At 59.0% G+C, this 20,946-nt stretch carries 21 protein-coding genes; 14 read left to right on the top strand and 7 right to left on the bottom strand.

Going from position 1 to position 20,946, the window contains the following annotated elements; all coding sequences use genetic code 11:
- Positions 1-2 precede the first annotated feature (2 nt).
- Positions 3-668 carry a transcriptional repressor LexA gene (gene lexA, locus AD930_RS15755; RefSeq protein WP_043552469.1) on the bottom strand — a complete coding sequence of 222 codons (666 nt, stop codon included), beginning with the start codon at positions 666-668 and terminating at the stop codon, positions 3-5.
- Positions 669-925: 257 nt separating this feature from the next.
- On the opposite strand from lexA, the gene AD930_RS15750 reads away from it, so the two are divergent.
- Positions 926-2,233, top strand: a complete 1,308-nt coding sequence (locus AD930_RS15750; RefSeq protein ID WP_061507021.1) for a carbohydrate porin — start codon at positions 926-928, stop codon at positions 2,231-2,233.
- 5 nt (positions 2,234-2,238) lie between these two features.
- Here AD930_RS15750 and AD930_RS15745 read toward each other — a convergent pair whose 3' ends face one another.
- Positions 2,239-3,438 carry a molybdopterin molybdotransferase MoeA gene (locus tag AD930_RS15745; RefSeq protein WP_061507020.1) on the bottom strand — a complete coding sequence of 400 codons (1,200 nt, stop codon included), beginning with the start codon at positions 3,436-3,438 and terminating at the stop codon, positions 2,239-2,241.
- A gap of 152 nt (positions 3,439-3,590) precedes the next feature.
- Between AD930_RS15745 and rpmG the strand changes: the two genes are divergently transcribed.
- Positions 3,591-3,758 carry a 50S ribosomal protein L33 gene (rpmG, locus tag AD930_RS15740; RefSeq protein ID WP_003623017.1) on the top strand — a complete coding sequence of 56 codons (168 nt, stop codon included), beginning with the start codon at positions 3,591-3,593 and terminating at the stop codon, positions 3,756-3,758.
- Between the two features lie 201 nt (positions 3,759-3,959).
- Here rpmG and AD930_RS15735 read toward each other — a convergent pair whose 3' ends face one another.
- Positions 3,960-4,289 carry an FtsB family cell division protein gene (locus tag AD930_RS15735; protein WP_043552474.1) on the bottom strand — a complete coding sequence of 110 codons (330 nt, stop codon included), beginning with the start codon at positions 4,287-4,289 and terminating at the stop codon, positions 3,960-3,962.
- A 170-nt stretch (positions 4,290-4,459) separates the two neighbouring features.
- Entirely contained in the window at positions 4,460-5,737 is a 1,278-nt protein-coding gene (gene eno / locus AD930_RS15730; RefSeq protein ID WP_043552476.1) for a phosphopyruvate hydratase, read from the bottom strand.
- A gap of 182 nt (positions 5,738-5,919) precedes the next feature.
- Between eno and AD930_RS15725 the strand changes: the two genes are divergently transcribed.
- The 7 genes from AD930_RS15725 to AD930_RS15695 all read left to right on the top strand — a co-directional run bounded on the left by AD930_RS15725 (position 5,920) and on the right by AD930_RS15695 (position 9,870).
- Positions 5,920-6,396 carry a DUF3429 domain-containing protein gene (locus AD930_RS15725; protein WP_061507019.1) on the top strand — a complete coding sequence of 159 codons (477 nt, stop codon included), beginning with the start codon at positions 5,920-5,922 and terminating at the stop codon, positions 6,394-6,396.
- Between the two features lie 76 nt (positions 6,397-6,472).
- Entirely contained in the window at positions 6,473-7,456 is a 984-nt protein-coding gene (locus AD930_RS15720) for an FAD-dependent oxidoreductase (protein WP_061507018.1), read from the top strand.
- Between the two features lie 66 nt (positions 7,457-7,522).
- Positions 7,523-7,720, top strand: coding sequence for a sulfur carrier protein ThiS (gene thiS / locus AD930_RS15715; RefSeq protein ID WP_043552480.1), 198 nt, complete (start codon positions 7,523-7,525; stop codon positions 7,718-7,720).
- Between the two features lie 6 nt (positions 7,721-7,726).
- Positions 7,727-8,503, top strand: coding sequence for a thiazole synthase (locus AD930_RS15710; protein ID WP_061503254.1), 777 nt, complete (start codon positions 7,727-7,729; stop codon positions 8,501-8,503).
- Positions 8,500-9,114, top strand: coding sequence for a thiamine phosphate synthase (locus AD930_RS15705; protein ID WP_061507017.1), 615 nt, complete (start codon positions 8,500-8,502; stop codon positions 9,112-9,114). The genes AD930_RS15710 and AD930_RS15705 overlap by 4 nt, the downstream gene beginning before the upstream one ends.
- A gap of 145 nt (positions 9,115-9,259) precedes the next feature.
- Entirely contained in the window at positions 9,260-9,499 is a 240-nt protein-coding gene (locus AD930_RS15700) for a hypothetical protein (protein ID WP_061507016.1), read from the top strand.
- Positions 9,500-9,567: 68 nt separating this feature from the next.
- A complete protein-coding gene (locus AD930_RS15695; RefSeq protein ID WP_061507015.1) occupies positions 9,568-9,870 on the top strand; it encodes a hypothetical protein in 303 nt (100 codons plus the stop codon).
- A gap of 45 nt (positions 9,871-9,915) precedes the next feature.
- On the opposite strand, the gene AD930_RS15690 is transcribed toward AD930_RS15695, so the two are convergent.
- On the bottom strand, positions 9,916-10,311 hold the full coding sequence (locus tag AD930_RS15690; RefSeq protein ID WP_061507014.1) for a nuclear transport factor 2 family protein: 396 nt from the start codon (positions 10,309-10,311) through the stop codon (positions 9,916-9,918).
- A gap of 116 nt (positions 10,312-10,427) precedes the next feature.
- Here AD930_RS15690 and AD930_RS15685 point away from each other — a divergent pair, with 116 nt between their 5' ends.
- Positions 10,428-11,198 carry an AraC family transcriptional regulator gene (locus AD930_RS15685; RefSeq protein ID WP_208598622.1) on the top strand — a complete coding sequence of 257 codons (771 nt, stop codon included), beginning with the start codon at positions 10,428-10,430 and terminating at the stop codon, positions 11,196-11,198.
- 10 nt (positions 11,199-11,208) lie between these two features.
- Here AD930_RS15685 and recG read toward each other — a convergent pair whose 3' ends face one another.
- Positions 11,209-13,353, bottom strand: a complete 2,145-nt coding sequence (gene recG, locus AD930_RS15680; RefSeq protein WP_082781950.1) for an ATP-dependent DNA helicase RecG — start codon at positions 13,351-13,353, stop codon at positions 11,209-11,211.
- Positions 13,354-13,422: 69 nt separating this feature from the next.
- On the opposite strand from recG, the gene AD930_RS15675 reads away from it, so the two are divergent.
- Positions 13,423-13,746, top strand: a complete 324-nt coding sequence (locus AD930_RS15675; RefSeq protein ID WP_061507013.1) for an FAD assembly factor SdhE — start codon at positions 13,423-13,425, stop codon at positions 13,744-13,746.
- Positions 13,743-17,222, top strand: a complete 3,480-nt coding sequence (gene mfd, locus AD930_RS15670) for a transcription-repair coupling factor (RefSeq protein WP_061507012.1) — start codon at positions 13,743-13,745, stop codon at positions 17,220-17,222. Before AD930_RS15675 ends, mfd begins: the two co-directional genes overlap by 4 nt.
- A 131-nt stretch (positions 17,223-17,353) precedes the next feature.
- Here mfd and AD930_RS15665 read toward each other — a convergent pair whose 3' ends face one another.
- A complete protein-coding gene (locus AD930_RS15665) occupies positions 17,354-18,244 on the bottom strand; it encodes a hypothetical protein (RefSeq protein WP_061507157.1) in 891 nt (296 codons plus the stop codon).
- A 155-nt stretch (positions 18,245-18,399) separates the two neighbouring features.
- Here AD930_RS15665 and AD930_RS15660 point away from each other — a divergent pair, with 155 nt between their 5' ends.
- Together AD930_RS15660 and AD930_RS15655 are read left to right on the top strand one after the other, a co-directional pair.
- Positions 18,400-19,389, top strand: a complete 990-nt coding sequence (locus tag AD930_RS15660; protein WP_043552495.1) for a bile acid:sodium symporter family protein — start codon at positions 18,400-18,402, stop codon at positions 19,387-19,389.
- Positions 19,390-19,392: 3 nt separating this feature from the next.
- A complete protein-coding gene (locus AD930_RS15655) occupies positions 19,393-20,847 on the top strand; it encodes a pyridoxal phosphate-dependent decarboxylase family protein (RefSeq protein ID WP_061507011.1) in 1,455 nt (484 codons plus the stop codon).
- Positions 20,848-20,946: the final 99 nt, after the last annotated feature.

The following is a 20,946-nucleotide window of genomic DNA, read 5'->3' as shown; positions in this document are numbered from 1 at the left end:
CGTTAGTGATACCGGCGGATCAGTCCGGCCAGTCGACCCTGAATGTGCAGGCGTTCAGCAGGCACAATGCGCGTTTCATAGCGTGGGTTGGCGGGTTCCAGCGCAATGGTGTTGCCCTTGCGGCGCAGGCGCTTGAGCGTGACTTCACTGTTATCAATGAGGGCGACAACAATCTGCCCGTTCTCAGCATCTTCCGTGCGGCGGATGATGACGTGATCGCCGTCCAGAATACCGGCTTCAATCATGGAATCTCCGGTGACTTCCAGCGCGTAATAATCGCCTGAACTCACCATATCTTTCGGGATATCCAGAAACGTATCCGTTTCGGCCATGGCTTCAATCGGCAGACCTGCGGCAATGCGGCCATAAAGCGGGATCTTCAGCGCTGCGGGCTGCTGGCGGGAGAAATCTCCACGCACAACATTGGTGGGCAGCGTTTCTGAGGCAGGTGCCATTTCCGGGAGATGAATGACTTCCAGCGCGCGGGCCCGATGATGGTGACGGCGGAGAAACCCGCGTTCTTCCAGGCCGGAAATCAGGCGATGAATGCCGGATTTGGAGCGCAGGCCCATGGCCTCTTTCATCTCGTCGAAAGAAGGAGAGAAACCCGTCTGCTTGAGGTGAGAATCAATAAAAAGCAGCAGTTTGTGCTGTTTGCGCGTCAGCATTGCGGCACCCCGGAGCAGATGAGTGTTTTTGTATTTATAGGGATTTGTTCTATATAAGTTCTCTTTTTTAGTCAAGGGGTTATTCACCCCTGCCAAAAGCCCTTCTGTATTTTTTGCTGTGTCTGTAAAGGTTCCAGCAGAAGGCCCGTTGAGGGCCTGTGCTTTCAGTCTGGTTATTTAAGCGGGGCCGGTGGTCACCGGTCCGAAATCCCTGATACCGTTTTCCATGCGGTTTGATAACATATTGAAAAGGTTCGGTGTTTAGGAAAATTATCACGGTCCCGGCAGCGGTTTATGCCTGTTTCAGCCTCAGCATTTTTCAGGCTGAGGCGCAGGGGAGCTCTCCTGATGCTCATGCGTTCAGCTTTGAAGATCGCCTGACGCGGGACTGGGGCGGCGTGCGTCGCACTCTGGCCGAACATGGTGTGCAGTTTCAGCTGACGGACCAGAATGAGCTGTGGGCTGTTCCTGTTGGCGGTAGCCAGCCATCCAACAATTATATTGGCGATACGACCGGGCAGCTTTCTGTGGACCTTGGCCGTCTGACGCATCTGCCGCTGGGCACCATTGGCATTAGCGGGGTGGATATTCGCGGTCATCCCTTCAGCAACCAGCCGCTTTATGTGTTCAATCAGGTTTCCGGAATTGAGGCGGATATCAATCTACGCCTCTATGAGGTCTGGTATGGCCAGACCTTTGACCATGACCGGCTGGATGTGCGGATTGGTAAGCTCGACCTCAGTCATGACTTCATGGGGAGTGACGGCGCACAACAGTTCCTAAACGCTTCGTTCTCCTGGCCCATGGTGCCGGATAACAACCTGTATGATCAGGGGCCGGCATCACCCTTGAGCACACCTGCCGTAAGGGTGAAATACAAGCTCTCCAAAAGCTGGACGATGCTGGCCGCAGTTGCGGATGATAACCCGATTGGTGCGGGCTTTCTGAACGAGGCCGACCCGTGGAACCAGAATCAGGACCCAAGCGGCACCCGATTCCATTTTGGCACCGGGGCGCTGATGTTTCTGGAAGCGCAGTATCACACGCAGCTCTGGGGGAAGGACGGAACCTACAAGCTGGGCGGTTACGGTGATACCGGTCGTTTTCCGGATCAGGCCGACCCAACTGTTCGCCATAAAGGCAACTGGACGTTTTACGCCGTGGCCGATCAGGTTCTGGCTCATCTTGCCGGGAAGCAGACGATTGCCGGCTTTGCCCGCGCCACATGGGCACCACCGACTAATCGCAACCAGATTGTGAATGCGGTAGACGCGGGACTTTTGTTGAACGCGCCATTCCAGCGCGAAAACGATGTTCTGGGGTTAGGGTTCGGCTATGGCGAGGCCAGCCCGGTTTTGCGGCGGTCAGAACGACGGGCGGGCACGCTGGCGCAGCATACTGAATATCATCTGGAACTGACTTACCAGTTTCAGGCGACACCCTGGCTCCTTATCCAGCCTGATCTTCAGGGAATGCTCTCACCCAGCGGCGGCGTGCTGGATAGCGCAGGCCGCAGGGTGAAAGACGAAGCCATTTTTGGCCTGCATTCCAGCATGTCGTTCTGAGGGCGTCAGGGTAGCCGAAGAATACGGCAGGGCGCGCCAGCTTTCTCGGGAGGTGCGAAGGGCGCACGAATCAGGAGCGCCTGACTTTGTGCGAAAATATTCAGCTGAGCCGAATCCTGTGAGCTGAAAGGGGTAGCCAGCGGAAGTTGCCCATCAGCCTGTGGGGTGAGGCGGCATCGCACAAAATCCTGCCGCTGGTCATTCTCGCCAATATCTGCGCCAAGCAGGGCGGCTTCCGTTTCCATCTCTTCCGGCACGGGCTGGCCGAGCAGCTTGCGCAGGGCAGGGGCCACAAACACCAGACTGCACACCAGTGCTGCAACCGGATTACCCGGCAGGCCGATAACGGGGGTGTGCCCCAGTTGGCCGAACATCAGCGGTCTGCCCGGGCGCATGGCGATTTTCCAGAAGTCCAGTGCAAGACCGTGGGCCTCCAGCGTGCTGCGCACGACGTCATACGTGCCCACGCTGGCCCCCCCGATGGTCACCAGCAGGTCCAGCGTATGCGCCTGCCCGATGGCGGCAGAGAGAGACTCGGCATTATCCCGCACAACAGGGAGCAGGATGGCGTCTGCCCCCAAAGATTTGAGCAGGGCGGTAATCATGAACGCGCCGGAATTGACGATGGAGTCTGGCGATGCCGGGTCTCCGGGCAGCACAATCTCATCACCCGTGGCCAGAACGCCAATGCGTGGGCGGCGCGAGACGGGGAGCCAGATGTGTCCGCCTGCGGCGGCCAGCCCGATATCACGCGGCCCGATTTTTTTGCCTGCCGGCACCAGAATGTCGCCTTTACGGAAATCCTGTCCTTCTTTGCGGATAAACTGGCCTACGCGCCCGGCGCTGAGCAGCGTTGCATGATCACCCTCACGCCGCACATTTTCCTGAATCATAACCATATCGGCGCCTGCGGGGATCTGGCTGCCGGTAAACAGGCGCAGGCAGGTGCCTTTCTCCACGGTCAGGCTGGATGGGTGTCCTGCGGGGGCTTCGCCCACAATGCGCAGTGTGGCGCCTTCCTGCGCGTCCTCAGCCTTCAGAGCGTAGCCATCCATGGAGGAGACGGAGACGGGGGGATTGGAGAGGCGTGCGGTGAGTGGAGAGGCCAGCACCCGGCCACATCCATCGGCCAGAGAGACGGTTTCCAGACCACCGGCTGAGAATTTTTCAAGGATTCGGGCGCGCGCAACAGCCACATCCAGCATGTTTTTTTACTCCTTTCGGCTATTCCCACGCCTGAATGATGCAAGAATGCTTGACGTTTGGCTCTTGTATGCGCATTTTGCCGGCACTTGAACACCACCCGACCACGTTTCTGGCGTGGTGCCGGGTTTAACGATGCTCTGCTGAGGAAGCTATGGCCAAGACCAATGTTATCAAAATCCGTCTCGTTTCCACGGCGGACACCGGTTACTTCTACGTCACCAAGAAGAACGCCCGTGCCCACACCGGCAAGATGGAACTGAAGAAGTACGATCCCGTTGCACGCAAGCACGTCGTGTTCCGCGAAGCGAAAATCAAATAATCTCCGCCCTTCTGAGGGAAGAGATTATAAAAAAGCGGCTCCATCCGGGGCCGCTTTTTTTATGGCCGCTATGCTGTGTGGATAAAGAAAAACCCCGCCAGACGGATCTGCGGGGTTTGAGCGTGACAGGCCACAGTGCCGAGCGAGGGCTATAGTGCGTTTCGGTCTGCTGGATGTCCGGGAGGTTAGCGCTTACGGCGTTCAGTAAAGCGGGTCATGCCGGTCATACGGCACGACGATATCGTTCGTGTCGGCCAGATTGAGCATGGCGCGGGCACGTTCATCCAGCGTGTCGTTATCCAGAGACTGCTCCCGCAGGCCGTTTACGCGCCGCCGCCAGGCGATCTGCTCTGCCGTGGCGTCCTGCTGCGCCTGTTTGGCCTGATCAAGCAGCACAAGCTGGCTCTGATAGGCCTTCATGCCGTGGTCACCCTGCGTGGCGTTCCAGCCAAAATAGACCGCAATGCCCAGAAAAACGGTGGGCGGAACAATGGCGCGCACTGCACGTCTGATAAAGCGGCCGATTTGCACGATTTTAACGTCCCTCTGTCCCGGAAAATGACATTCTGATCAGATCTTTATGTCTAAACCATGAATATCTGCACAGGAAGAGACCTCGGGCCGGGAAGGGCATAAAAAAAAGCCGTGCTCCGAAGAACACGGCTCTGAATGGCTCGGGCCTGCAGAGGCAGGCCTGTCGCTCAGGACTTCAGAATGGTGCGGCCAGCATACTGCGCTGCGGTGGCCAGTTCCTGCTCAATGCGAATGAGCTGGTTGTATTTTGCAGTTCTGTCAGACCGGGACAGGGAACCCGTTTTGATCTGCCCGCAGTTGGTGGCAACAGCCAGGTCCGCAATGGTGGAATCTTCAGTCTCACCGGAACGATGGCTCATGACTGCGGTGTAGCCTGCCTTATGAGCGACTTCGATGGCTTCCAGCGTTTCCGTCAGGGTGCCGATCTGATTGACCTTCACCAGAATGGAATTGCCGACGCCGGCCTTGATGCCACGACGCAGGCGCTCGGGATTGGTGACGAACAGATCATCGCCAACCAGCTGAATTTTCTTGCCGAGTGTTTCCGTCAGCAGAGCCCAGCCTTCCCAGTCATCTTCCGCCAGACCGTCTTCAATGGAGGCAATGGGGTAACGGTTTGTCAGGTCTGCCAGCCAGCTGACCATCTCGCCCGAATCAAACGTCTTGCCTTCACCCTTCATGATGTATTTGCCATCCCGGAAGAATTCGGTGGAGGCGCAATCCAGCGCGAAGGTCACGTCCTCGCCGGGGCGGTAGCCTGCGGATTCCACAGCGCGGGTAATAAAGCCCAGAGCTTCATCAGCCGATTTCAGGGCCGGGGCAAAACCACCTTCATCGCCTACGTTGGTGTTGTGGCCAGCAGCCTGAAGGTCTTTCTTAAGGTGTGCGAAAATTTCCGCACCCCAGCGAATGGCATCGGATTCCGTCGGCGCACCCACCGGCTGGATCATGAATTCCTGAATATCAATCGGGTTGTCGGCATGTTCACCGCCATTGACGATATTCATCATCGGCACGGGCAGGGTGTGGGCAAATACTCCGCCAATGTAGCGATACAGCGGCACATGCAACTCGGCAGCCGTGGCTTTGGCGATGGCCAGAGACACACCCAGAATCGCGTTGGCACCCATGCGGCTCTTGTTGGGGGTGCCGTCCAGATCAATCATCGCATTGTCGATATCAATCTGGTCAGACGATTCGGCCCCCTGCAGAGTCGGCAGGATTTCATTTTCAATATTTTCAATGGCCTGCAAAACACCCTTGCCGCCAAAGCGCTTGGGGTCCTTGTCGCGCAGTTCAACGGCTTCATGAGCGCCGGTGGAAGCGCCAGACGGCACGGCAGCCCGCCCTTTTGCGCCTGAGGCCAGTTCAACATCCACTTCAACTGTCGGGTTTCCGCGGCTGTCCAGAATTTCACGCGCGATGATATCGACAATGGCACTCATAATTTTTCATTCCCGTTTCAGGCTCAGGCGATTTGGGCTGGCCGAGATGTGTTGTTTTTCTTTTTGCTTCAACGAAACACGGCTGCGCGCGTTTCCCTGCAGTTGCTAGTGGCAGCCTGTTGGGCTTTTCTGTCAACCAGTTGAAGGCCTGAAAGCGTGCAGAGGAGGCACATCCAAAGCTCATGAAGAGACTTCCATTTGTCGCTGTGGTGCTGGCAATCGCGGGGCTTCTGCCTCTGATTTTCTGTGCGTGCGGGATTGTGTTTTTTGCCTCCGGGGTGCCCATCCCCAATCTGATGATGGCGTTTGTGTCTTACTGCGCGGTGTCTCTCGCCTTTTTCGGGGCGGTGCACTGGGGGCTGGCGCTTGAACCTGCGCCGGCAATTGTGACCAGCGGGGCAGACCGCACGGATATCATCCGGCTTGTGCTGGGGGTGGTGCCTGCTTTTGTGGGCTGGGTGGCTGCCTATACGGCATTTGCGTGGATGCCCGTGGCGGGCGTTGCGATTCTGGCGGTAGCGGTGCCGCTGTTCGCCTTGCTGGAGCGGCAGGGATGGCGCAGAGGCGCTTTGCCGAGTGGCTATATGGGCCTGCGGTGGATTGTAACGGCTATTACGGAGTGCTGCCTGCTGGTGGTGCTGGTGGCCCGCCTCTTCTAGTGTTTCCTGCTATTTTGTTGTTATAACATGGAAATCCGGCTGAGTAGCCTGATGGACGTGGAAGGATTTGAAGACCATGCACAGCACTCCGCGCATTCTGGTCAAAGGAGCCGGTGTCGCCGGTATGACGGCCTCTGTCACGCTGGCCGAGCGTGGCGGGCAGGTGACGCTTTATGATCGGGGTGGGCGCGTTGGTGCCGGGGCATCATGGATGGCTGGTGGCATGCTGGCCCCGTGGTGTGAGGCGGAATCGGCCCCCGCCGAGGTAACGGCACAGTCTGTTGATTCGGTGGAGTGGTGGGCTACTCATGTGCCCGATGTCGTGCGGGCTGGCAGTCTGGTTCTGGCTCCCCCGCGGGATGTGGGGGAAATCGCCCGGTTTGGGCGGCGCACTTCGCATTTTCACACACTCGGCACGGAAGACATTGCTCTGCTGGAGCCGGATCTGGCAGGCCGTTTCCATAAAGCGCTCTTTTTTGCCGATGAAGGGCATGTGGACCCGCGCAAGGCGCTGGTCGCCCTGCGGAAAAGCCTGGAAGCCATGGGCGGCACCGTGCTGCTGGAAGGCGCGCAGAAACCGGATGAGGCTGAATTTGACTGGGTGGTGGACTGCACCGGCCTGAATGCCCGCACCACACTCAATACCTTGCGGGGTGTGCGGGGCGAGATGATCCTGCTGCGTTGCCCGGATGTGGCGCTCCATCGCCCGGTACGCATGCTGCACCCTCGTATTCCCATTTACATTGTGCCGCGGGCTGACCATGTCTTCATGGTCGGGGCCACCATGATTGAAAGCGAAAACGCTGGCGGGATGACGGTGCGCTCCATGACTGAACTGCTGAATGCCGTCTGGACGCTGCATCCGGGTTTTGCCGAGGCAGAAATTCTGGAAATGGGCACCGGGTTACGGCCGTCCTATCCGGACAACATGCCGACCGTCGTGCGGTCCGGGCAGCATATTTACGTGAACGGCATGTATCGCCACGGGTTTCTGCTTTCCCCCGCGCGGGCGCAGGAAGCGGCGAACATGATTTTTGGAGCGTCGGACAAGGCCGCCTGAACGCGATTGCCCCGGAGGGAAATCGTGCTTAAGTCCGGCAGCAAAGGTTTAAGGGAGAACGCCCACATGCAGATCGTGGTCAATGACGAGGTTCATGAGGTCTCAGCCAAAACGCTGGCAGCCCTGATTGATGAGCTCGGCTACGGCGGTGCGCGGATTGCCACAGCCATGGATGGCAGCTTTGTGCCAGTCCCTTACCGTGCCCGGACCGTCTTGCGGGATGGTGCGCGGGTTGAAATTGTTGCTCCCATGCAGGGAGGCTGAGGCCTCATGACCAAATCTTTTTACGGCACAGTTCTGTCTTCTCCGCTCATGCTCGGCACGGCCCAGTATCCATCCCCTGATATTCTGCGCGATGCGGTCAGAGCTGCTCAGCCGGGCGTTGTGACGGTCTCTCTACGGCGTGAATCCGCTGGTGAACGGGCCGGGCAGGCGTTCTGGGATCTGATTCAGGAACTTGGTGTGCCCGTTCTGCCGAACACGGCGGGGTGCCACACCGTTAAGGAAGCCGTCACGACCGCCCATATGGCGCGCGAAGTGTTCGGCACGGACTGGGTCAAGCTGGAAGTGATCGGGGAGCTGGATACGCTCCAGCCGGACGTGTTCGGGCTTGTGGAAGCCGCGCGCATTCTGACGGACGATGGCTTTAAGGTTTTTCCATACACCACCGAAGATTTGGTGGTGGCGGACCGTCTGCTGGCTGTGGGGTGTGAAGTGCTGATGCCGTGGGGCGCGCCCATCGGCTCAGGCAAAGGGCTGAACAATGTCTTCGGTCTGCGCGCTCTGCGGGCACATTTCCCCGATGTCCCGCTCGTTGTGGATGCGGGCATCGGTGTGCCCTCTCATGCCGCACAGGCGCTTGAGCTGGGGTATGACGCCGTTCTGATTAACACCGCTGTGGCCAAAGCCGGAGAGCCTGCTGTGATGGCTGAAGCGTTCCGTTTTGCCGTGCAGGCCGGAATGCTGGCCCGTCAGGCTGACCCTATGGAAGAGCGCGATATGGCTGTTCCTTCAACCCCCGTCGTCGGAAAGGCCATGCTGGCATGATATCCCTCCCGCAGAAAATTTATCCTGTTGTTGATACCGCGCTCTGGGTGGACCGGCTGGGGAGTGCAGGCGCGCGCTTTATCCAGCTGCGTATCAAGGACCTTCCGGAAGACGAACTGCTGGCGGAAATTCGTGCAGCCCATGCCTTTGCAAAGAAGCATGGCGTCTGTCTGGTGCTGAATGACTACTGGCAGATCGCTGTGGCGGAGGGGATTGATTACCTTCATCTCGGGCAGGAAGATCTGGATACAGCGGACCTCGAGGCCATTCGCAAGGCCGGTATCCGGCTGGGGATCAGCACGCATAGCCATGAAGAACTGACCAGAGCACTGGCCTGCAAGCCGGACTATGTGGCCCTTGGCCCCATCTGGCCCACCCGCCTGAAGAAAATGCCGTTTGGCCCCCAGGGCACAGAGCGCCTGACAGAGTGGAAAAACCTGATTGGTGATCTGCCACTGGTAGCTATTGGCGGAATTACGCTGGAACGCCTGCGGCCGTGTCTGGAGGCTGGCGCAGACAGTGTCGCCGCTGTGTCCGACTTCACACAGCATGCGGACCCGGAAGGGCAGGTGAAGGCGTGGCTGGCGGAGGCCGGGGAGGCTGCGCCGTAAAAGGGTGGTCCTCTATATTTCTTGATTTCTTAAAGAAAACGCTAAGTTTTCAGTATATATCTTGTAAGTAAATATCTGTTATAACATTGAGATTTCCTTATTCGTTCCTACCTTTGTTAGAAGTAGACGACTTAAGGAAATCATCATGCCTCACGATAAAGCACCGCATACTTCCAGCTCTCTGCATGATCTGGCTCGTAAAGCGACGCATTCTCCCAAACTCCTGACAAAAGCAGAAATCATTCAGCTTGCAGACCATGTGCTGAAGGGCGGGGAACACGCTTCCGAGTTTGAAAAGGAAGCCGCCAGGAAGGCCCGCCATAATCCGGAAGGTCTGGAAGAGAACGAAATTATTGCTCTGGGAAAGAAGATACTTTCTGCCTGAGAACTCCTCTGATCTGACAAGCGCTGCCTGTCCGCAGGCAAAGTATTTTTACAAAGGAATTACTGCAGATGACGGTTAAAAAGCAGCTTAGCGACGCCATTCAACAGAAAAAAGCCGTGAGCTTTTCTTTTCAGGGCAAGCCCGCATTTGGCTCGCCTCACGCTCTGGGTAAAGGGGATGGAGAAGAACGGGTTCTGATCTATCGTGGGGAAGATTCCCACGAGAAAGAGGTCAAACCCACAGGCAAGTGGGCCTGCCTGCGGCTTGCGGACCTAAGCAACGTGATGCTGACGGATGAACCCTTCCATGAGGGCCATCCGGGAGAGAATGATAAAGCATGCCTGCACGACGTTGAGCTTTCAGTAAAATAAAGGCTTGCGCGTTTTGCTCCGGTCGGTGCCGGAGCAAAGTCGTGTTTACTGGAGGGAGCCGAGGGTCTTATCCTCACCGTTGCCTTCAAGAACATGCGTGAGTTCATCGACCAGTGCTATACGTCCTTCCCTGAGTTGAAAGAACGCAATCACCCTGATTGTACTGATATGGCCGGAGGGGCGTGTCGCACGGGCGACATGCACAGTCGCCGCCATATCCTCCTGACAGATGATCCGCTCGATCGTAATCTCGAGGGACTGAAGGGCTTCCCGCAAGGCCTGGGCATGCGTGAGGAAGTCATCCCGTGTCAGTGTGCGACCATCCACAATCTGTTGGTAATCAGATGTCAGGAAAGCTTTCAGCTGATCCAGACTGGTACTGAAATCCGTAAAAGTTGTAAACATCTGGCGAATAATCTGCTCGGAAGCGGGGGCGGCCATTTGGGTCTCCTGCTGATGGGATGGAGATCCTGTCTTGCCTGATCCGTGTGATGGCCTGTTAATGGGATTACGCCAATCAATACGGGTTAGCTGCCATTTCCGATCCATTTCTCCCTTTGGATATCCTGAGCAGGGATCATCCCCTTCTCATTGCACAGTCTGCGCAGGGGCGAAGTGCGCGGGAGACTGCGGCGCACCAGCATGCACGGGGTCAACTGATTGGCACGATGACCGGCCTTTCAATGCTCAGCACGTCAGCAGGACGCTGGGCCGTGCCGCCTGCCAGTGCCGTGTGGGTGCCGCCGTATCTGGCCCATGAGTTTCGGTCCTATGGGCCATTTCATGGGTGGAGCGTCTATATTGCGCAGTCCGCATGTCGGGCCTTACCGGATAGACCACAACTCCTCTCAACCTCCCCCTTGCTGAGGGAAGCTGTTTTGCGGGCTGCTCTGTGGCCGGTCGCTGAGCATCTGACAGCGCAGCAGACGCATATTGCGCAGGTCATTCTTGATGAGATTGCCAACAGCCCCCGCGAAGAATTCTATCTGCCCATGCCGTCTGATTCCCGCTTACTGGCCGTGGCGGAGGCTGTTGTGAAAAATCCTTCAGCCCGCGAGAGCCTGAGGGCCTATGCCGCGCAGGCATCTCTTTCAGAACGGACGTTCAGCCGGTGGTATAAAGCGCAAACCGGATTTTCCTTTAGGGTCTGGCAAGCGCGCGCTCGTGTCCTGCAGGCTATTGAATGGCTCACGGAGGGGCGGCCTGTGACGACCGTTGCGTTCGACCTTGGCTATGAGACGGTGAGCAGCTTCATTGAGGTTTTTAAAACGCATGTGGGTATAACGCCCGGTCGTTTTGCCGCTGTTGTTGGCGGCGATCAGCCGTAATCCCCGCTCTTTAGCCCCCGGCAAAAATGCGGGCTGCGTCAGTTTTATTAAACAAAAGCAGCAGAATTTTTGCTGCTAGCGGAAGGGGCGGTGCGGCGGTCAGCGGCGCGGTGTCGGGCAGGAGTTTTTCTGCCTCTGCATGGGCGGTCTCAAGCAGCATATCCACCAGAATTTCCGGGGCCATCCGGTATTCCGGCAGGCCGGACTGGCGGCGGCCTGTCATGTCCCCACCGCCACGCAGGCGGAAGTCCTCGTCGGCAATCAGAAACCCATCTTCCGTCTCCCGCAGGCAGGTCAGCCTGCGGCGTGCGGTCAGGCCCAGCCCTTCATCATGCAGCATCAGGCAATAGGATGCTGCTGAACCCCGGCCCACACGCCCGCGAAGCTGATGGAGCTGGGCCAGCCCGAAGCGCTCCGCATGTTCGATCACCATGATGGTTGCTGTTGGGACGTCCACACCCACTTCAATCACGGTGGTGGCAACCAGTATGCGGGTTTTGCCCTGCGCGAACTCCTGAAGGGCTTCTTCCCGCACATTGGCGTCCTGCCGCCCATGCGCCAGCCCGACGACCTCGCCAAACCGTTCCAGAAGGGCCGCCTGCCGGGCTTCCGCTGCGGCAATATCCAGCGCCTCACTTTCCGAGACGAGCGGGCAAACCCAGAAGATCTGTGCGCCTTTGGTCAGAGCGCGGGCCAACCCTTCAATGACTTCATCCATCACACTGATGGTGTGTAGCGAGGTCCGCACGGGCTTGCGGCCCGCCGGTTTGCCGTCCAGACGGCTGATCTGCATGTCCCCAAAGCGGGTAATCAGCAGGGTGCGGGGGATGGGGGTTGCCGTCATGACCAGCATGTCTGTGGCTGGGCCTTTTTCCACCAGCGTCAGGCGTTGTTCCACCCCAAACCGATGCTGTTCATCAATCACCGCCAACCCCAGATCCGCAAATTTTACGGTCTCCTGCACCAGCGCGTGCGTGCCGATCACCAGCCGTGCGGTGCCGTCTTCTATCTCCTGCAAGGCTTTCTTGCGGGCTTTGCCTTTGACGGAACTGGAGAGGAACGCGACGGGCACGGGAGAAAGGCGTGCAAAGGTGGCGGCATGCTGGCGGGCCAGAATTTCCGTGGGGGCCATCAGCGCCCCTTGGGTGCCCGCCTCGACGGCACGTAGCATGGCCAGCAAGGCGACCAGCGTTTTGCCCGCCCCCACATCGCCTTGCAGAAGGCGGCTCATGCGGTAGGGGGCGGCCATGTCGGCTTCAATTTCAGCCAGAGCCTTTTTCTGGCCGGGGGTTGGCGTATGGCCAAAGGCTGCCAGTGCCTGTCGTTGTAAGTGCCCGTCACCCCGCAGACTGCGGCCCGGGCGGGCGCGGGAGGCGTGCAGGGCAATGCGGGTGGCAAGCTGGTCAGCCAGCAATTCATCACAGGCCAGCCGGGCCTGAGCCCGTGTTTGCTGCGCCCGCCAGGCGTCCCCGGCTTCACTGCCGGGAATGCGGTCGGGGAAATGCATCCAGGTCAGCGCGGTGAGGAAATCCGGCCAGCCTTTCTTTTTAATGAGGGCAGCTTCATGCCATTCCGGCAGCGTGGCGGGCAGGCGGGTGAGGGCGGCTGTCATGGCCGAGCGGACATTGCCAGCAAACAGCCCCGCCGTGAGCGGCCAGACCGGGTCAAGACCGGGAATGCGATCTGCCGAGCGCGCCGGGAGCAGATAGTCCGGTGATGTCATGCACAGGCGTTCACCAAACCGCTCGACCTTGCCAGAGGCTGCAATGGATTCGCCCAGCACCACTTTTTCTGCCTGCCATTTGGAGAAAAAAGCGAGTTCGAGCTGACCTGTGCCATCAGCCAGCGTCACCCGCCATGGCTGACGGGTGCGCGGGGCGGGTGCGCGGATATCCTGCACGGTGCCGGAAATGGTTGCGATTGTGTCTGGCCTGAGTTGCGCCAGAGTGGGGCGCAGGCGGCGGTCCACCACGCTTTCTGGCAGGCAGAACAGCAGGTCCAGAACGCGCGAGCCACCCGCAATGCGGCTCAGCAGCTTTGCCCGCGCTGTGCTGACACCCGGCAGTGAGTCCAGCGGTGCCAGCATGCCGGACAGGCTGGAGCGGTCAAACGGACCGGGCGCCGAAGCGGATGTGATAGGCGGGGGGCTGGACACTGGCGCGACAGAGGCCTCTGTTTGGCAGGCTGACAGAAGAGAACGCCAAGGCTATAGGACACCAGCGCCATGCAACACAATTCAACGACCACTCTTCCGCCCGAACAGGATTCTGAGGAGGCTCTGGCCTCTCGGCGTCGTCGCCTGCGTTTTCGCGCCTCGCATCGCGGCACGTTTGAGACGGATGCCCTGATTGGCGGCTTTGTGGAAAAGAACGTCGGCACCATGAACGCGGCGGAGCTGACGGACATGGAAGCCATTCTGGAAATCCCCGACCCGGACCTGACGGACTGGCTGTTTGGCCGTCTGCCATTGCCGCCAGAGCGGGAGACCCCCATGTTACGCCGGATGGTTGATGCGTGTCGCGCAAAAGGAGTTGGGATAGCCGGATGACGGAAGAGACGAGCGCTGAGGGCCGTATTGCGCCCATCTGGGGCGTGCCTGAAGGGTATGATGCGCTTTTGCTGGCCAAAAGGGCCAGAGAACATAAAGGGCCCGTCCTGCATATTGCGCGGGATGATGCCTCCACAGCACGGCTGGCAGACATACTGGCCTATGTGGCGGAGGATGTGGAAACCCTGCGTTTCCCGGCATGGGACTGCCTGCCGTATGACCGTGTTTCTCCCAACCCGGCGATTGTAGCGGAACGCGTTGCGACCCTGACGCGCCTGCTGGAACCGTCTGACGGTCGCCCGCGTCTGGTGCTGACGACTGTTTCCGCCGCCGTGCAGCGTGTTTCTCCGCGCTCTACGTTTGAAGGTCAGTCTCTTACGGTCAAACAGGGGGAAAGCCTCGATCAGGCTTTTCTGATCGAACTGCTGATTGCCAATGGCTACACCCGCACCGATACGGTGATGGAAGCGGGCGAATTTGCCTCGCGTGGTGGTATTTTTGACCTGTTCCCCGCAGGGGCGGCTGAACCTGTCCGGCTGGATCTGTTTGGCGATGAAGTCGAAAATATCCGGGCTTTTGATCCCGGTTCCCAGCGGTCCACGTCCAAACAGGATGCACTGACCCTGCGACCTGTGTCTGAATTCTCACTTGACGCCGCCAGCATCTCCCGCTTCCGCACGGGCTGGCGCGATGTTTTTGGCCCCGCTGCGGCTTCTGACCCGCTCTATGAGCATATTTCCGATGGCCGTCGTTATCCGGGCATTGAGCACTGGCTGCCGCTGTTCCATGAACGGCTGGAAACAGTGTTCGACTATCTGCCGAATGTTTCCGTCTCGTTGGATTATCAGGTCGAGGACGTGCTGAGAAACCGTCTGGAAATGATCGCCGATCATTATCAGGCCCGCCGTCAGCCCGCGCGGGAAGGGGAAACGCCATACCGCGCTCTGCCGCCGCATCTGCTGTATCTGGATTCTAAAGGCTGGGAGGCGATTCTCATCCGTCTGCCTGTTGTGGCGTTTAGTCCCTATGCCAAGCCTGATGGTGCTGCGGGCATGGATGTTGGCGGCCGCCCGGGCAAGATGTTTGCCAAAATTGTCCCCGGTGCCCAGCGTGAGCAGGTTTTCACACTGCTGGGTGAGCAGGTGCGGGACTGGGGGCAGGTTAAGCGCAAGACGTATGTGACGGCATGGACCAAAGGCTCGCGTGAGCGCATTGGCACGCTGCTGCGTGAACACGGCGTTGCCACCCAGAGTTATGAGGACTGGGCCTCCGCCCGCAAAGCCAAACCGGGTTCCGTTGGTCTGCTGACACTGGGACTGGAACGTGGCTTTGTTGCGGATGATCTGGCTTTTGTCTCCGAGCAGGATTTGCTGGGCGAACGTATTGGTCGGCCCCCACGCCGTCGGCGTCGCGCGGATGAACTGATTGCCGAGGCCGGAGAAATTTCCTCTGGCGATCTGGTGGTTCATCAGGATTACGGGATTGGCCGGTATGACGGGCTTGAGACGGTTAGCGTCGGCGTGGCCCCGCATGACTGCCTGCGTCTGCTCTATGATGGCGGCGAGAAGCTCTATCTTCCGGTTGAAAATATCGAACTACTGAGCCGCTTTGGCTCAGATCAGGCCGGTGTACCGCTGGACAAGCTGGGTGGTGTTGCCTGGCAGGGCCGTAAGGCCAAGATGAAGCAGCGCATCCGCGATATGGCCGGAGAGCTGATTCGCACCGCCGCTGCCCGTGCTTTGAAGGAGGCACCGGTTCTCGCTCCGGCGGAGGGGATGTGGGACGAGTTCTGTGCCCGCTTCCCGTTTGTGGAAACGGATGACCAGTCCCGCGCCATTGCCGATGTGCTGGATGATATGGGTTCAGGCCGTCCGATGGACCGGCTTGTGTGTGGCGATGTGGGTTTTGGAAAGACGGAGGTCGCGCTGCGTGCGGCCTTTGTCGCTGCCATGTCCGGCGGGCAGGTGGCCGTTGTCGTGCCGACCACGCTGCTGGCGCGCCAGCACTACCGCACCTTTGCCGCGCGTTTTGAAGGCTTTCCCATCAAGGTTGCTCAGCTGTCCCGGATGGTGACGGGCAAGGAAGCAACCGCCGTGCGCAAAGGTCTTGCGGATGGGTCCGTTAATATCGTGATCGGCACGCACGCTCTGCTGGCCAAAACGGTGCAGTTTGCCTCGCTTGATCTGCTGATTATTGATGAAGAACAGCATTTTGGTGTGGGTCATAAGGAAAAGCTGAAAGCGCTGCGCGAAGACGTGCATGTGCTCACACTGTCAGCCACACCTCTGCCGCGCACCCTGCAACTCTCGCTTTCCGGCGTGCGGGAGATGAGCCTGATTGCAACACCACCAACCGACCGACTGGCTGTGCGTACCTTCATCATGCCGTTTGATAGCGTCGTGATTCGGGAGGCTATTCAGCGTGAACGCTTCCGCGGCGGTCAGATTTTCTGTGTGGCACCCCGTATTGAAGATCTGGACCGTCTGGCGGAGCGGCTGAGCTCCATCGTGCCGGACGCCAAGGTGGTGCAGGCGCATGGTCGCCTGACGCCAACGGAACTTGAACGGGTGATGACGGAGTTCTCGGACGGGAAATATGACATCCTGCTTTCCACCAACATTGTGGAGAGCGGGCTGGATATGCCGGCTGTGAATACGCTGATTATCCACCGGGCTGATATGTTTGGCCTCGGGCAGCTCTATCAGCTGCGTGGGCGTGTAGGGCGTGGCAAGCAGCGGGGCTATGCTTATCTGACCTGGCCGCAAACGCATGCCCTCTCCACCTCCGCTGAAAAGCGGCTGGAAGTTATGCAGACGCTGGATACGCTGGGGGCAGGCTTTACGCTGGCCTCGCACGATCTGGACCTGCGTGGGGCAGGCAATCTGCTGGGGGATCAGCAATCCGGCCATGTGCGGGAAGTGGGGATCGAGCTCTATCAGCAGATGCTGGAAGATGCGGTGGCCGACCTCCGTAATGAAACCAGCCGTCGCCGTGCGGAAGATCGGGACTGGACGCCCAACATCATTGTTGGCCTGCCTGTGCTGATCCCGGATGCCTATGTGCCGGATCTGCCTGTACGCCTTGGTCTGTATCGCCGCATCAGCGGTCTGGCGTCCGATGCTGAGCTGGAAGCCATGGAAGCCGAACTGGTGGACCGCTTTGGCACGCTGCCGCCGGAGGTGAAGAATCTGCTGGATATCGTTGATCTGAAAAGACTGTGTCGCGCTGCTGGTGTCGAGCGTCTGGAAGCCGGACCGAAGGGTATGGTTCTCCAGTTCCGCAATAACAGCTTCAAAAACCCCGCAGGGCTGGTGCAGTGGATGGGCCGCTGGAAAGATGGTGCTGTCCGTCTGCGTCCTGACCACAAGATGGCAGTTGTGCGGGAGTTGACCAATGCGCAGCGTATTGATCTGGCCCGTCGTGTGCTGCGGGATCTGGTTAAGATGACAAAGAAAGTCCCGGCAGAAGTCGCCTGATTTTTTATGCAGAGGGCTTGCGCGCGCTGTGTCCGGGCCGGTCGTGCGGGCCAGACAACATGCCTGCCAGACCATATAAAAAAAGCGGACTGCTCAGGCAGCCCGCTTTTTTTTGGTTTGTGCCTCAGAGGTTAGTGAAGCGGGAGCGGGAAGCCGTTCACCGTCAGCACACCCCCTTGCCAGATGGTGTTCCAGACATTGGCATCATTCTGGGTGTGGCTAACCAGTCGAGCCAGCACGAGGCCTGCGGCCAGTTTCATCTGTTTGGCGGTCCGCGCCTTTTCAATCAGCGCTTCCAGATTGCTGACTTCCAGATGGCCGGAGGCCGTGGTGGCATTGACATTCCCCGTAAGGGTAGCAGTGCCATTCCCTGTCATATGCACGGTATCGCGCGTCGCATTAAAGCTGGAAATGGTGACATGGACTGCGGGAGCCGCGGTGGAGCGGCCCCCAATGGCTGCCATCAGCGCCGGCAGTTCTGACGCAGGGAGCGAGAACGCAGCATCAGCAGCGGAGGGGAGCAGGGCTTCATTACTAATGCCCTGATAGCTTAGGCCGGACAGGGCCAGTGTTGCGGCGCTGGTATGGGCGGAGGTGCTGCCTTCGACCTTGAAATGTGCGGTGCTGCTGGACACGCGGTTGGTGCCATGTGTCAGAACCGCATTGTTCCATGTGATGTCATACCCACCGCCAGCTTTCAGGGTTGCTGCGGCGGCCTGACCCTGCTCGGCTAGCCAGTCTGAGCACGCGGCGTTATGGCGGCCGGTGATGGCGGACATCAGGAGCAGAGAGGCGGCATCAGCCTGATCATGCGCGGCATCGGCCGAGCTGCCGGTAAAGGTCATCTTGCCGGCCGTCAGTCCGCTGCTACCATCAGGTGTGCGCACAACGACGTTCTCATACGTCACGCCATGCGCACTGTCCTGCGCGGAGCCGTGCGTAATTACAGCGCAACTGGCGGGAGGAGCTGCGGCTTGTGTTGCCCGTAACGGAACAACAGCGGCGCAAAGACCAAGGCTCATAAGCATGAGACCAGCGGGGGAAGGAATGGTGTTGTGTTTCATTTGATCGTAAAGGTGACGTATGCGGGAGCCGGGTGCAATCCGGATCTTAAAAATAATACAGATTTCACGCGTCCGATCCAAAAGCGCGTGTCACATTAAAAAGAGCGCAGCAGATGTTCAGACTGGACCCCTTCCTCATTGGCCTGCTCTGCACCATTTTTCTGGCGACGGTCCTGCCGTGCCATGGTGCGGCCGTGCCGGTTTTTCAGTGGCTTGCCATTCTTGTCATTGCCCTGATGTTTTTCCTGCAAGGCGCGCGCCTGTCCCGTAAGGCAGTCGTTGATGGGGTGATGGCCTGGCGGCTGCATCTGATTATTCTGGCGTGCACATTTGTCCTGTTCCCGCTGCTGGGGCTGGCCGCGCATGCTCTGATGCCGGGGCTTTTGCAGAATGATGTCTGGCTCGGGGTGCTGTTCCTGTGCTGCCTGCCCTCCACTGTGCAGTCTTCCATTGCGTTTACCTCCATTGGTGGGGGTAATGTGCCAGCGGCTGTCTGTGCGGCCACGGCGTCCAACATTGCAGGGATTTTTATCACGCCATTTCTGGTGGGACTGGTGCTCAGCAAGCATGGCGGAGCCTCTGGCAATGTGATGAATATCGTCTTCCAGCTGTTGCTGCCTTTTCTTCTCGGTCAGCTGCTCCAGCCATGGATCGGCAAGTGGGCTCACCGCAATAAGAAGCTGCTTTCTCTCACGGATCGCGGGTCTATCCTGATTGTGGTCTACACGGCCTTTAGTGAGGCCGTGATGCAGGGCTTGTGGCACCGCCTGCCGCTGAGCCAGCTTGCTCTGATTGCACTGGTGGATTTCCTGCTGCTGGTGTGCGTGCTGTTGATTACGGCTTATGGCAGCCGCCTGGCAGGTGTGCCGCTGCGTGATGAGATTGCCATTGTGTTTTGTGGCTCCAAGAAAACCCTGGCGTCTGGCGTGCCGATGGCCAACGTGCTGTTCCCCGCAGCGTCTGTCGGGCTTATCGTCCTGCCGCTGATGATCTATCACCAGATCCAGTTGTTCGTCTGTGCGGTGCTGGCCAGAAAATTTGCCCGCATGACGCAGGAAAACGCGGAAGGCCTGCAGGCGGCAGGAGGGCCGCAAAAGGAGTAAAACGTGGCGGGGCTTGATCCGGAAAACTGGGACGCATTACGGGCGCTGGGGCACCGCATGCTGGATGAAATGCTGGATAACGTGCAGAACGTGGCCTCCGGCCCGGTCTGGCAGCCCATGCCAGATACCGTCCGTCAGGGCTTTCGGGATGCCGAGCTCCCCACGCAGGAAACCTCTCTGACGGCACTTTACGACCAGTTTTCCCACTCCGTGACGCCCTACGCGACTGGCAACCGGCACCCGCGTTTTATGGGGTGGGTGCATGGGGGCGGCACGCCACAGGGGATGCTGGCCGAGCTTCTGGCCGCGGGCCTGAACGCCAATCTTGGTGGCCGGGATCATGCGCCGATTGAAGTGGAGCGCATGGTTGTCCGCTGGGCCGCGACCATGCTGGGCTTTCCCGAAACTGCAACGGGTGTGCTGGTCACGGGCTCTTCCATGGCCAATTTTATCGCCATGATCACGGCCAGCCGCGCTGTGGACGGGGGCCTTGAGATGCGGAGCGCTGGGCTGGCAGGTCGTAAGCTGGTTGGCTACGCTGCTCAAACGGCCCACGGTTGCATTGCCCGCGCTTTTGATATGGCAGGCCTTGGCACGCAGGCGCTGCGGCGGGTGCCGGTCGATGCAGATTTCCGAATGGATATGGCGGCCCTGCGGCAGATGGTCGCGGCAGATCGGGCAGCCGGGCTGGAACCATTTGTGGTGGTGGGCACGGCAGGGACGGTTGATACCGGCTCGATTGATCCGCTGACAGCTCTGGCGGATTTTGCTGAGGCTGAAAACCTCTGGTTCCATGTGGATGGGGCATTTGGCGCGATGGCTCGCCTTTCTCCACACTACGCTCCAGCACTGGCAGGCATGGAGCGCGCTAACAGCATTGCGTTTGATTTCCATAAATGGGCGCAGACCCCTTATGACGCCGGGTGCGTTCTGGTGCGCGAACCGGGCCGTCAGGCGGCGGCGTTTGCGCAGTCACTCGCTTATTTGTCGCGCGAAGATCGCGGGCTGGCTGCCGGAGCACCGTGGTTTTGTGATCTGGGCCCTGATCTCTCCCGTGGTTTCCGGGCTCTGAAGGTCTGGTTCACGCTGGCTTCGTTTGGAACCGAACGGCTTGGCGGCGTGGTGTCCCAATGTTGTGCTGTGGCGCAGCATCTGGCCACACGGGTTCAGGCAACGCCTTGCCTCGAACTGCTGGCACCCGTGACGCTCAACATTGTCTGCTTTCGGGTGATTGCACCAGACACAGATGAAGACACCCTGAATGGTGAGCTAGTGAAAGACCTGCAGGAAAGTGGCGTAGCTGCACCCTCAACCACAATCGTGCATGGCAAGCGTGCCATTCGGGCTGCGATCGTCAACCACCGCACGGTGGAAGCCGATGCAGATCTCATGCTGGATACTTTGCTGGATCTGGCGGAAAAACGGCTCGGGCATACGCTGGAGCGTCAGACTGCTTGAGGGATGTCTGCAGGGCAGGCCGAAAAGCCAGCCTCATCTTTCAGTGCAGGTGCAGGTTTTTACGCCTTCGCCTGCACTGAAGGATGAGAACTGAAAAAC

The organism is Acetobacter malorum (genome assembly GCF_001580615.1).
Lineage (GTDB): Bacteria > Pseudomonadota > Alphaproteobacteria > Acetobacterales > Acetobacteraceae > Acetobacter > Acetobacter malorum.
The sequence above is the reverse complement of the archived record's forward strand: the minus strand, read 5'-3'. Positions and strand labels throughout refer to the sequence as shown.

Coding starts and splice junctions, on each gene's coding strand:
- lexA (WP_043552469.1), bottom strand. CDS start 668: ATGCTGACGCGCAAACAGCACAAACTGCTGCTTTTTATTGATTCTCAC.
- AD930_RS15745 (WP_061507020.1), bottom strand. CDS start 3,438: ATGCTGGATGTGGCTGTTGCGCGCGCCCGAATCCTTGAAAAATTCTCA.
- rpmG (WP_003623017.1), top strand. CDS start 3,591: ATGGCCAAGACCAATGTTATCAAAATCCGTCTCGTTTCCACGGCGGAC.
- eno (WP_043552476.1), bottom strand. CDS start 5,737: ATGAGTGCCATTGTCGATATCATCGCGCGTGAAATTCTGGACAGCCGC.
- AD930_RS15725 (WP_061507019.1), top strand. CDS start 5,920: ATGAAGAGACTTCCATTTGTCGCTGTGGTGCTGGCAATCGCGGGGCTT.
- AD930_RS15720 (WP_061507018.1), top strand. CDS start 6,473: ATGCACAGCACTCCGCGCATTCTGGTCAAAGGAGCCGGTGTCGCCGGT.
- thiS (WP_043552480.1), top strand. CDS start 7,523: ATGCAGATCGTGGTCAATGACGAGGTTCATGAGGTCTCAGCCAAAACG.
- AD930_RS15710 (WP_061503254.1), top strand. CDS start 7,727: ATGACCAAATCTTTTTACGGCACAGTTCTGTCTTCTCCGCTCATGCTC.
- AD930_RS15705 (WP_061507017.1), top strand. CDS start 8,500: ATGATATCCCTCCCGCAGAAAATTTATCCTGTTGTTGATACCGCGCTC.
- AD930_RS15700 (WP_061507016.1), top strand. CDS start 9,260: ATGCCTCACGATAAAGCACCGCATACTTCCAGCTCTCTGCATGATCTG.
- AD930_RS15695 (WP_061507015.1), top strand. CDS start 9,568: ATGACGGTTAAAAAGCAGCTTAGCGACGCCATTCAACAGAAAAAAGCC.
- AD930_RS15690 (WP_061507014.1), bottom strand. CDS start 10,311: ATGGCCGCCCCCGCTTCCGAGCAGATTATTCGCCAGATGTTTACAACT.
- AD930_RS15675 (WP_061507013.1), top strand. CDS start 13,423: ATGCAACACAATTCAACGACCACTCTTCCGCCCGAACAGGATTCTGAG.
- mfd (WP_061507012.1), top strand. CDS start 13,743: ATGACGGAAGAGACGAGCGCTGAGGGCCGTATTGCGCCCATCTGGGGC.
- AD930_RS15665 (WP_061507157.1), bottom strand. CDS start 18,244: ATGAGCCTTGGTCTTTGCGCCGCTGTTGTTCCGTTACGGGCAACACAA.
- AD930_RS15660 (WP_043552495.1), top strand. CDS start 18,400: ATGTTCAGACTGGACCCCTTCCTCATTGGCCTGCTCTGCACCATTTTT.